Genomic DNA, 10,458 nt, shown 5'->3' on the forward strand with positions numbered 1-10,458 from the left:
TGATCGGTGGTGGACACACATCGGTGATTGGGCGCAGGCCGTCGTAGGAGCGGGTTCACCCGCGAAGAGGCCGGCACAGGCAGCAACCGTTCAAGCCGCGGCTCGGTCCTGCTCCAGCGAAGCAGCCAGCACTGCCACTTCCTGGCACTTCTGCACGGCCAGATCCACTGGGCTCTCCAGCAGCGAACAGGCCGGCGCCAACCACAGCCGCTCACCCAGGCGTTCATGGGCCTCGTGCAGCAGCCCCAGGGTCTTGCCCAGATCGCAAGGCAAGTCGTTGCGACCGTCGACCAGGCCCAGCGACAGTATCTTGTAAGCCGGCAGGCGGTCGAGAATGCTCTGGTATTGCTCAGGGGCTTGAACCAGATCGACGTGCAAGCCATCCACTGGCAGGTTGGCGGCCAGGCCGAGGTTGCCGTCAAGGCCACCGAAGTACGTGGCGATCAGCTTCTTCAACGGTGCGCGTTGAAGGATGTTGTAGACGCGTTCATAGGCATTTTTCCAGTCCTGGGGCAGCGCCTGGGCGAGGATGGGTTCATCGATCTGCACCCATTCAACGCCCAGGGCGGCCAGGCGGTTGAGGAGCTGGTCATACACGGGCAGCAGGCGGTCAAGCAGCTCCAGCTTGTCGAAGTCACCGCCCAGGGTCTGGCCCTGCCACAGGTAGGTCAAGGGGCCGATCACTACCGGCTTGACTGCATGACCCAGAGCCTTGGCGTGCTCCACTTCTTCGAACAGTGGTTCCCAGTTCAGAACGAACGGCTGATCGCCTGCGCTAAGCACGTGGCTGTCCCAGGCGAAGTCGCCGACCGGCAGCAGCTCGATGCCAGCGTCTTTCTGCACCTGCCAGTGGCGGGCACGCAGCTCGCGGTCACGGCCGATGTGTGGAAAGCCCAGGTTATGTGCCAGTGCCATGTCTTGTCCCTTCAGCATGCTTGAATGAATGAGGGGGATTCTCCGGCTGGCGGGGTATTGAGACAAACTCATTAAATTTGAGATGAACCCAAGAAATCTTCATGATCATGCTGTCATGGTCTTCGCGCCCCATGTCTCATTCAGATCACCACCTTGCGCATCCGGACATGACCCGGCTCGCCTTCTGCCGCACAATGCCACCCTGACCACACCAGGTGCCCGGCCAACATGAGCCTGCTGAAAACCGCCCTGCGCGAACAGAACTTCGTCTGCGTCATGGAGTTCGTCCCCAAACCTTCCGCAGAACGCTTTGCCGCCATGGAAGCGATCATGGCCCGTGCGCACCTGTGCGGCTGGCCTATGACCGTGGCCATCGGTGATCGTGTCGGCAGCCCGCTGGACATGTCACCGCTGGACGCCCTCGCCTCGTTCAGCAACCCGGTGCCTGCCCTGCCGCATTTTTCAGGCAAGGATCGCGAGCGCCACCACCTGCTCGCCCAACTGCAGCGCATGGAAGCCACCGGCCTCGACCAGCTGTTACTGCTGACTGGCGACCGCCTGCCCGGCCATGAACCTGGCCAGCGCCCGGTGCGTTATCTGGAATCGGTCGCTGCCCTGCAGATTGCCCGCCAGGCTTGCCCGCACTGGCTGCTGGGCGCGGCGCTGAACCCGTTCAAGTACCACGAGGAAGAAGGCGGCGCCCAGTATTTCAAGGCCGAGAAAAAGCTGGCAGCGGGGGCTGACTTCTTCACCTTGCAGCTGGGCTTCGATGCCGCCAAGCACCAGGAAGCCATACACTGGATGCGCCGCCAGGCGTCACCCAAGCCCATGCTGGCCTGCCTCATGAGCCTCACCCACGGGCGCGCAGCGATGCTCGACCACGTGGCCGGCGTCACTGTCACGCTCTCCATGCGCGACATGCTCGAAGCGGAGACGGCGCAGTCCAAGGCCTTTGCCCAGGCGCGCAGTGTTGACCGTCTGGCCTTGCAGATTATCGGTACAAAGCTGATGGGTTACGCCGGTGTGCACCTGTCAGGGGTTCACACACTCGAACAGCTGCTGGCCCTCGAGGCCCGTATCGAGCACTGGCAAACCCAGGTTCAGTCAATGGAGCAATGGACACCGCCCTGGCACGCCAGCTGGCAGATGCCCGGCCTGCCAGCGGTAACCTTCCATCCGCCACAGGCGGGCTGGCGCCTGGGCGAGTCACGGGTCGATGCCTCATTCAAGGAAAAAGCCCGCTATCACCTGATGCATGGCATGCATTCACTGCTGTTCAGCCGGCGCAACGGCCTGAGCAAGGCCTTCGGTTGGGCAGTGCGCCAGCCTCTATGGGCAACACGCGTTGGCGCACAAGTGCTGCACACGCTCGAGCGCAGTGTGAAGCGCCCGCTGGTGGGTTGCGACACCTGCGGCCGTTGCCGCCTGGAAGACACCTTGTACACCTGCCCGGAAACCTGCCCTAAAGGCCTGGCCAATGGCCCCTGCGGCGGAACCGCCCTGAACCGCTGCGAGTTCGGCGACCGCGAGTGCATCCACAGCGTTAAATACCGCACCGCCAAAGCAGTGCGGCAAACCGCTGTGCTGACCGAACGCCTGATCCCGTGCATCGAGGTCGAAACCCGACACCGCAGCTCATGGCCGCAGTGGTTCGCAGGGCAGGCGCCCCAGCGGCTCAGCCCGCAGCCATTGCCTCGAAGCCAGCCCGAATCGTAGCCTCGGGCAGTTCATCGGCAATGAACACCATCACGCTCTCGCGCGCTTCGCCTGCGGCCCACTCGGCGTCCCAGTCGAAGCCATAAAGCTTGAGCACGCCCTGGAACACCAGCTTGCGCTCCTCGCCAGCAATGTTCAGCACGCCCTTGTAGCGCAGCAGCTGTTTGCCGTGGGTTTCCAGCAGCTCGTTCATGAAGCTGCTGAGGCGGTCGATATCCAGCGGGGCTTCGGTGCGCAGCACCATCGTGGAGATGCGGTCCGGGGTGGCAGGCTTGAGCACGGGTCGCAACATCGGTTTCAGGTTTACCCCAAGGTCAGGGTTGAGGTTGAAACCGCGCACATCCAGTAGTTCAGCCAGGTCGATGCAGCCGTGTTCGACCACACGGATCGCAGCCCTGCTATTGATGCGGCCCAGGCGTTCGCGCAGGGCTTCAACCGCAGCTGGCTCGACCAGGTCGGTCTTGCTCAGCAGCAGACGGTCGGCAAAGCCGACCTGGGCCTGAGCGATGGTCTGGGTCAGGTGCAGTTCGGCATGCGCGGCATCGACGAGGGTGATGATGCCGTCGAGGATGTAGCGCTCACGCAGCTCCTCGTCGATGAAGAACGTTTGCGCTACCGGCGCCGGGTCGGCCAGGCCGGTGCACTCGATCACCAGGCGGTCGAAGGCAATCTCGCCGGCATCCAGACGTTCAAGCAGCAGGTACAGGGCGCGGGTCAAGTCGCCATGGATGCTGCAGCATACACAGCCGTTGGCCAAGGTCATTACCTGCACCGGCTGATCACCCAGCAGTTGGCTGTCGATGCCGGCCTCGCTGAATTCGTTTTCGATCACGGCGAGCTTCAGGCCATGCTCGGCCTTGAGCATGTGCCTGAGCAAGGTAGTCTTGCCGGCACCGAGGAAGCCAGTGAGGACGGTTACGGGAATGGGCGTCTGCACGCAAAATACTCCTGAATCTGAAAATGACTGTGGGAGCCGGTTACCCAGGCTCCCACAGGTTCACACGTACCGCAGGCTCAACAGCACTTGGGGCCGGATTTGCCACCGTAACGTGCTTCCTGGCGTTCGCGGAAGAACGCCTCGTAGCTCATCACCGGCTTGTCCGGATGCGTTTTCTGCATGTGTTCGACATAGTTGTCGTAGTCGGGCATGCCGACCATCAGGCGGGCTGCCTGCCCCAGGTATTTTCCCAGTCGACCCAGGTCGTTGAACATGATTGCAGTCCTCTCTATTACGCGTCAGGCAGCGCCTGGAACGGGGTTTCCTTGTCGCTGCGCTCCTTGCGGCCCAGGGCGACGTAGCCGACCTTGATGGCGAAGAACAGGATGCTGAAGACCACCAGCAGGAACAAGACCGTCAGGCCCGCGTTGGTGTAGGCGTTGAAGATCACGTGCTGCATCTGCCCGATGTCTTTGGCCGGGGCCAGTACCTGGCCGGCGTCCAGCGCAGTGCTGTACTTCTTGGCCAGGGCCAGGAAGCCGACAGCCGGGTTCGGGTCGAACAGCTTGATCAGGCCTGCTGCAGTGGTGCAGATCAACAGCCACACGGCCGGCAGCAGGGTGACCCAGATGTAGCGCTGACGCTTCATCTTGATCAGCACCACAGTACCGAGCATCAAGGCGATACCGGCCAGCATCTGGTTGGAGATACCAAACAGCGGCCACAGGGTGTTGATGCCGCCCAGCGGGTCGATTACGCCCTGGTACAGCAGATAGCCCCAGAGTGCCACGCAGCCAGCGGTGGCGAGCAGGTTGGCCCCCCACGAGTCGGTGCGCTTGAGCGCCGGCACGAAGCTGCCCAGCAGGTCTTGCAACATGAAGCGCCCGGCACGGGTACCGGCATCCACCGCAGTGAGGATGAACAGCGCCTCGAACAAGATCGCGAAGTGGTACCAGAAGGCCATGGTGTTTTCACCTGGCAAGACTTGGTGCAGGATCTGCGCGATACCGACCGCCAGGGTTGGCGCGCCACCGGCACGGGCCAGGACGGTGTGCTCGCCAATGTCACGGGCGACCGCTTCGAGCTGCTCAGGTGTAATCAGGAAGCCCCAACTGCTGACCGTCTGCGCTACCGACACAACATCGGAACCGACCACGGCAGCCGGGCTGTTCATGGCGAAGTACACGCCCGGCTCGATCACCGAGGCCGCAACCATGGCCATGATGGCGACGAACGATTCCATCAGCATGCCGCCATAGCCGATATAGCGGGCGTTGGTTTCGTTATCCAGCAGCTTCGGGGTGGTCCCCGAGGAAATCAGCGCGTGGAAGCCAGACACCGCACCACAGGCAATGGTGATGAACAGGAACGGGAACAGGGTACCCTTCCACACCGGGCCGGTGCCGTCGGTGAACTGGGTCAGCGCCGGCATTTTCAGCTCGGGTGCGATGATCAGGATACCGATGGCCAGGCCAAGGATCGTACCGATCTTGAGGAAGGTCGACAGGTAGTCACGCGGCGCCAGTACCAGCCATACCGGCAGCACGGCGGCGACAAACCCGTAGCCCACCAGCATCCAGGTGATCTGTACGCCGGTGAACGTGAACGCCGGGCCCCACACCGGATCCGCAGCGATCACGCCCCCCAGCCAGATGGAAGCCAGCAGCAGTACCACGCCAACCACCGAGATTTCACCAATACGGCCCGGACGGATGTAGCGCATATAAATGCCCATGAACATCGCGATCGGGATGGTCGCCATCACCGTGAACATGCCCCACGGGCTTTCGGCCAGGGCCTTGACCACGATCAGCGCCAGCACCGCAAGGATGATGATCATGATCAGGAAGCAGCCGAACAGGGCGATGGTGCCCGGGATTTTGCCCATCTCCTCGCGCACCATGTCGCCCAGCGAGCGGCCATTGCGGCGGGTAGACATGAACAGGACCATGAAGTCCTGCACCGCACCGGCCAGCACCACGCCGGCGATCAGCCACAGCGTGCCGGGCAGGTAGCCCATTTGCGCGGCGAGTACCGGCCCGACCAAGGGGCCTGCGCCGGCGATGGCGGCGAAGTGGTGGCCGAAAAGAATGTGTTTGTTGGTCGGAACGTAGTCCAGGCCATCGTTGTTGAGCACCGCCGGGGTGGCACGGCGCGGGTCGAGTTGCATCACCTTGGTGGCGATGAACAGGCTGTAGTAACGATAGGCGACCAGGTAGATGGCCACCGCCGCGACCACGATCCACAAGGCGTTGATCGCCTCGCCGCGACGCAGGGCAACCACACCCAGTGCGCAGGCGCCTATGACTGCCAGCGCCAGCCACGGAATATGGCGTAGCAGGCTATTATTGTTGTTCATGGTTAGCTTCCAGCTGGTGGATTGGAAAGACCGCCCACCGAGTCTAGGGCGAGTCAAGCGGCATTGCCACACTTGCTTTGTTCTAGAGCCTCTGCGGCCAGATTGCAGTACCTGATGCACATGCAGTTCTAAATATAGTCAGGATGACACCTGACGACCTATTGAGGATCCATGCCATGAGCGATCACGACGAACGCCGCCGCTTTCAACGCATCGACTTCGATGCGCCCGCCGAGCTACACCAGGGACTGAAACGCTGGCCTGCAAAACTGCTGGACCTTTCACTCAAAGGCTTGCTGATAGAACGCCCGGCAGATTGGGATGCCGACCTGACGCAGGACTTCGACGCCATCATCCACCTGGGCGAAGATGCCCGCGTGCAGATGCAGGTCGAACTGCGCCACGAGGAAGCGGACCGCCTGGGCTTCATCTGCCTCTACATCGACCTCGACTCGCTGAGCCACTTGCACCGTCTTGTGGAACTGAACGTGGCTGACAGCACCGAAATGATGCGTGAGCTGCGCGAACTCATCGAATAATGAAATCTCTTAGCTAGCTAATAGCCTCCCCACAGAGTGTTTCTTGTCTACCCAGACAGCTTTAAGCCTGGGTAGCGTTGCTTTGTACACACCCTTCTAATACAGCTTCTGCCAAGTTGGTACGCCTTCTGCATTGGGTTTTAGCACGCCCTGCGGCCGGATCTGTTCGCGCTCCGATCAAAATATTGTATACAATTCTTGTAGCAATCAATTGAGTGAAGTGTCTACAGTAGCGGCACAACAATAAACAGAGAGCCTGCTCCATGACTACGTCCCCTAGCACGTCTCCCGCCAAGCGACCCGAGGATGAAAACCTCGGCCTTGGTGCCAACCTGGCCTATGGTCTGCAGCATGTGCTGACCATGTATGGTGGGATCGTCGCAGTACCCCTGATCCTGGGGCAGGCCGCGGGCCTGAATGGTGCCGAAATCGGCATGCTGATCGCCGCCTCGCTGTTTGCCGGTGGCCTGGCCACCCTTCTGCAGACCCTTGGTCTGCCGTTCTTTGGTTGCCAGTTGCCGCTGGTACAAGGCGTGTCGTTCGCCGGTGTGGCGACCATGGGGGCGATTCTGAGCAGCGAGGGGGGCGGTGGCCTGCCAGGCGTACTCGGCGCGGTCATGGCAGCGTCGCTGATCGGCTTTCTGATCACGCCGGTGTTCTCGCGCATCACCAAGTTCTTCCCGCCGCTGGTGACCGGTATCGTCATCACCACCATCGGCCTGACCCTGATGCCGGTTGCCGCACGCTGGGTGATGGGTGGCAACAGCGCCTCGCCGGAGTTCGGCAGCATGGCCAACATCGGCCTGGCCGGGCTGACCTTCGCCATCGTGCTGCTGCTGAGCAAGCTTGGCAACGCAACCATCTCACGCCTGTCGATCCTGCTGGCCATGGTGGTCGGCACGTTGATCGCCTGGGCATTGGGCATGACCGATTTCAGCAAGGTCAGCGAAGGCCCGATGTTCGCCTTCCCCTCGCCGTTCCACTTTGGCATGCCGGAGTTCCACATCGCCGCGATCCTGTCGATGTGCATCGTGATCATGGTGACCCTGGTGGAAACGTCGGCCGATATCCTCGCCGTGGGTGAGATCATCGACACCAAGGTGGACTCCAAGCGCCTGGGCAACGGCCTGCGCGCCGACATGGCATCTAGCATCCTGGCGCCGATTTTCGGTTCGTTCACCCAGAGCGCGTTCGCCCAGAACGTTGGCCTTGTGGCGGTGACCGGGGTCAAGAGCCGCTACGTGGTGGCTACCGGCGGCGTGATTCTGGTGGTACTCGGCCTGCTGCCAGTCATGGGCCGGGTGATTGCTGCCGTGCCTACCCCGGTATTGGGCGGCGCCGGTATCGTGCTGTTCGGCACCGTGGCGGCCAGCGGTATCCGCACCCTGTCCAAGGTCAGCTACAAGAACAACGTCAACCTGATCATCGTTGCTGCCTCGCTGGGCTTCGGCATGATCCCGATTGCCGCGCCGACCTTCTACCACCACTTCCCGAACTGGTTCGAGACCATCTTCCACTCCGGCATCAGCTCGGCGGCGATCATGGCCATCCTGCTGAACCTGATCTTCAACCACTTCACCACCGGCAACTCGGAAAACCAGTCAGTGTTCGCTGCAGCCTACGAGCGGACCATCCAGTATTCGGACATTTCCGCGCTGCGTGATGGGGACTACTTCAAGGATGGCAAGCTGTTCGATGCCGAGGGTAACGAAGTGCCGATGCTGGAACTGGACGAGCATGGCAATGAAACGGTCAGGCGCACGGCCGTTGCCGAGCACTGACTGATTGCAGGAGCGAGCTTGCTCGCTCCTGCACACTATTCGAACAATGCATCCAGCGCCTGTTCCAGGCGGGTAACGGCAATCACCTGCAACCCCGCCGGCGCTTCTTTCGGCGCATTGCCCTTGGGTACGATGGCACGCTTGAAGCCGTGCTTGGCCGCTTCCTTCAAGCGCTCCTGGCCACTGGGCACCGGCCGTACCTCGCCCGACAAGCCAATCTCGCCAAACACCAGCAAACCATGGGCCAGTGGCCGGTTACGCAAGCTGGACATCACCGCCGCCAGCAGCGCCAGGTCCGAAGCCGTTTCCAGCACCTTCACCCCGCCGACCACGTTGAGAAACACGTCCTGGTCATGGGTCGGGATACCGCCATGACGGTGGAGTACCGCCAACAACATGGCCAGGCGGTTCTGGTCCAGGCCCAAGGTCACCCGCCGCGGGTTGGCCAGATGGCTATCGTCGACCAGCGCCTGCACCTCGACCAGCATCGGCCGGGTCCCCTCCCAGGTTGCCATCACCACGCTCCCCGGCACCTCTTCCTGGGTACGGTTGAGGAAGATCGCCGACGGGTTCGAGACCTCCTTGAGGCCACGATCGGTCATGCCGAACACGCCCAGTTCGTTGACCGCGCCAAAGCGGTTCTTGACCGCCCGCAGCAAGCGCAGGCGGCCATCGGACTCACCTTCAAAATACAGCACAGTGTCGACCATGTGCTCCAGCACCCTTGGGCCAGCCAGCGAGCCTTCCTTGGTCACGTGGCCGACCAGGAAGATTGCCGTACCGCTTTGCTTGGCGTAGCGCACCAGCAACGCTGTGCTTTCGCGCACCTGGGCCACGCCGCCCGGGGCCGATTGCAACTGCTCGGTGAAAATGGTCTGGATCGAGTCGATCACCATTACCCTCGGCTTCTCGACCCGCGCCGTGGCAATGATCGTCTCGATGCAGGTTTCGGTCATCACCTTGAGCTGGTCCTGGGGCAGGCCCAGCCGCCGGGAGCGCATGGCCACCTGCTGCTGCGACTCCTCCCCTGTGACATACAGTGCCGGCATGCCCACGGCGATGTTGCACAAGGTCTGTAGCAAAATGGTCGATTTGCCGATGCCGGGGTCACCGCCGATCAGCACCACCGAGCCATCCACCAGGCCGCCACCCAGCACACGGTCCAGTTCGGTGCTGCTGGTCGTGAAACGCGGGATTTCCTCGACACTGACTTCGGCCAGGGTCTTGATCTGCGCCTGCTGTCCTGTCCAGCCAGCGCGGCCGCTACTGGGTGCAGCAGCGCCGCCGCTTTCGATCATGGTTTCGACCAGGGTATTCCAGGCCCCGCATTCGCCGCACTGGCCGGCCCATTTGGGGAAAGTCGCGCCGCATTCGGTGCAGCCATACAAGCGCTTGGCCTTGGCCATGGGTGGGGTCTCCTGGAAAAATTCGCCATGATAGCCGAGCAGGACGTGTCTCGAACGCCTCGGGATGCGACAAAACTATTCGTTCTAACTGCAGTCAGTAGCCCTGAACACAACGCATGAAGCGTTTTAGTGGCTTACACTGCCTTAACCTTACCTTTTGTTACAAGGAACCAAACATGGGCATGCTCAACGAGTTCAAGGCTTTCGCAGTCAAAGGCAATGTCGTCGACATGGCGGTCGGTATCATCATCGGCGCGGCCTTCGGCAAGATCGTCTCGTCCTTCGTCGGCGACGTGATCATGCCGCCACTGGGCCTGTTGATCGGTGGCGTGGACTTCAGCGACCTGGCCATTACCCTGAAGGCTGCCGAAGGTGACTTGCCAGCGGTGATGCTGGCGTATGGCAAGTTCATCCAGACCGTGATCGACTTCGTGATCGTGGCCTTTGCCATCTTCATGGGCGTGAAAGCAATCAACAAGCTCAAGCGTGAAGAAGCCGTGGCACCGACTACGCCGCCTGTGCCTTCGGCTGAAGAGACGCTGCTGACCGAAATTCGCGATTTGCTCAAGACGCAGAACCAGAACCGCTTGCCTTGAGAATTGCCGGAGGCGCTGTGGGGAGCGGGCATGCTCGCGAAGAAAGCAATGCGATGGATGGCACCGGCTTCGCCGGTGTTCGCGGGTGAACCCGCTCCTACGGCGGCCTGTGTCCAACCTCCGATGTGTGTCCACCAACGATTTGTGTGTAGGATCGGGTTTACCCGCGAATACGGTGGCGACAGCAACGGTGAACGGCGGGTGGAGAT

At 61.7% G+C, this 10,458-nt stretch carries 9 protein-coding genes; 4 read left to right on the top strand and 5 right to left on the bottom strand.

Going from position 1 to position 10,458, the window contains the following annotated elements; all coding sequences use genetic code 11:
- Positions 1 to 90 precede the first annotated feature (90 nt).
- Complete coding sequence (locus tag ACF8GF_RS24245; RefSeq protein ID WP_176682522.1) at positions 91 to 915, bottom strand: 5-methyltetrahydropteroyltriglutamate--homocysteine methyltransferase; 825 nt, start codon at positions 913 to 915, stop codon at positions 91 to 93.
- A 228-nt stretch (positions 916 to 1,143) separates the two neighbouring features.
- Here ACF8GF_RS24245 and ACF8GF_RS24250 point away from each other — a divergent pair, with 228 nt between their 5' ends.
- Entirely contained in the window at positions 1,144 to 2,631 is a 1,488-nt protein-coding gene (locus ACF8GF_RS24250; RefSeq protein WP_392488632.1) for a methylenetetrahydrofolate reductase C-terminal domain-containing protein, read from the top strand.
- Here the strand turns inward: ACF8GF_RS24250 and yjiA are convergent.
- The 3 genes from yjiA to ACF8GF_RS24265 all read right to left on the bottom strand — a co-directional run bounded on the left by yjiA (position 2,591) and on the right by ACF8GF_RS24265 (position 5,927).
- Positions 2,591 to 3,568: a GTPase gene (gene yjiA / locus ACF8GF_RS24255; RefSeq protein WP_176682520.1), complete on the bottom strand. Its 978-nt coding sequence runs from the start codon at positions 3,566 to 3,568 to the stop codon at positions 2,591 to 2,593. The two genes, ACF8GF_RS24250 and yjiA, sit on opposite strands and share 41 nt — an antisense overlap.
- Before the next feature lie 77 nt (positions 3,569 to 3,645).
- Complete coding sequence (locus ACF8GF_RS24260; RefSeq protein ID WP_003251633.1) at positions 3,646 to 3,843, bottom strand: YbdD/YjiX family protein; 198 nt, start codon at positions 3,841 to 3,843, stop codon at positions 3,646 to 3,648.
- A 17-nt stretch (positions 3,844 to 3,860) separates the two neighbouring features.
- Positions 3,861 to 5,927 carry a carbon starvation CstA family protein gene (locus ACF8GF_RS24265; protein ID WP_176682519.1) on the bottom strand — a complete coding sequence of 689 codons (2,067 nt, stop codon included), beginning with the start codon at positions 5,925 to 5,927 and terminating at the stop codon, positions 3,861 to 3,863.
- A 176-nt stretch (positions 5,928 to 6,103) separates the two neighbouring features.
- Between ACF8GF_RS24265 and ACF8GF_RS24270 the strand changes: the two genes are divergently transcribed.
- Positions 6,104 to 6,466 carry a PilZ domain-containing protein gene (locus ACF8GF_RS24270; protein WP_176682518.1) on the top strand — a complete coding sequence of 121 codons (363 nt, stop codon included), beginning with the start codon at positions 6,104 to 6,106 and terminating at the stop codon, positions 6,464 to 6,466.
- Between the two features lie 263 nt (positions 6,467 to 6,729).
- The gene (locus tag ACF8GF_RS24275) at positions 6,730 to 8,247 is read left to right on the top strand and encodes a nucleobase:cation symporter-2 family protein (RefSeq protein WP_021784293.1); all 1,518 of its coding nucleotides are present in this window, start codon (positions 6,730 to 6,732) and stop codon (positions 8,245 to 8,247) included.
- 35 nt (positions 8,248 to 8,282) lie between these two features.
- On the opposite strand, the gene radA is transcribed toward ACF8GF_RS24275, so the two are convergent.
- Positions 8,283 to 9,653, bottom strand: a complete 1,371-nt coding sequence (radA, locus tag ACF8GF_RS24280) for a DNA repair protein RadA (RefSeq protein WP_003251626.1) — start codon at positions 9,651 to 9,653, stop codon at positions 8,283 to 8,285.
- A gap of 176 nt (positions 9,654 to 9,829) precedes the next feature.
- Here radA and mscL point away from each other — a divergent pair, with 176 nt between their 5' ends.
- The gene (mscL, locus tag ACF8GF_RS24285; protein WP_176682516.1) at positions 9,830 to 10,249 is read left to right on the top strand and encodes a large-conductance mechanosensitive channel protein MscL; all 420 of its coding nucleotides are present in this window, start codon (positions 9,830 to 9,832) and stop codon (positions 10,247 to 10,249) included.
- The last annotated feature ends 209 nt before the right edge of the window (positions 10,250 to 10,458 follow it).

It is taken from the genome of Pseudomonas sp. yb_5 (assembly GCF_043103865.1).
Lineage (GTDB): Bacteria > Pseudomonadota > Gammaproteobacteria > Pseudomonadales > Pseudomonadaceae > Aquipseudomonas > Aquipseudomonas putida_Y.

Coding starts and splice junctions, on each gene's coding strand:
- ACF8GF_RS24245 (WP_176682522.1), bottom strand. CDS start 915: ATGGCACTGGCACATAACCTGGGCTTTCCACACATCGGCCGTGACCGC.
- ACF8GF_RS24250 (WP_392488632.1), top strand. CDS start 1,144: ATGAGCCTGCTGAAAACCGCCCTGCGCGAACAGAACTTCGTCTGCGTC.
- ACF8GF_RS24260 (WP_003251633.1), bottom strand. CDS start 3,843: ATGTTCAACGACCTGGGTCGACTGGGAAAATACCTGGGGCAGGCAGCC.
- ACF8GF_RS24265 (WP_176682519.1), bottom strand. CDS start 5,927: ATGAACAACAATAATAGCCTGCTACGCCATATTCCGTGGCTGGCGCTG.
- ACF8GF_RS24270 (WP_176682518.1), top strand. CDS start 6,104: ATGAGCGATCACGACGAACGCCGCCGCTTTCAACGCATCGACTTCGAT.
- ACF8GF_RS24275 (WP_021784293.1), top strand. CDS start 6,730: ATGACTACGTCCCCTAGCACGTCTCCCGCCAAGCGACCCGAGGATGAA.
- radA (WP_003251626.1), bottom strand. CDS start 9,653: ATGGCCAAGGCCAAGCGCTTGTATGGCTGCACCGAATGCGGCGCGACT.
- mscL (WP_176682516.1), top strand. CDS start 9,830: ATGGGCATGCTCAACGAGTTCAAGGCTTTCGCAGTCAAAGGCAATGTC.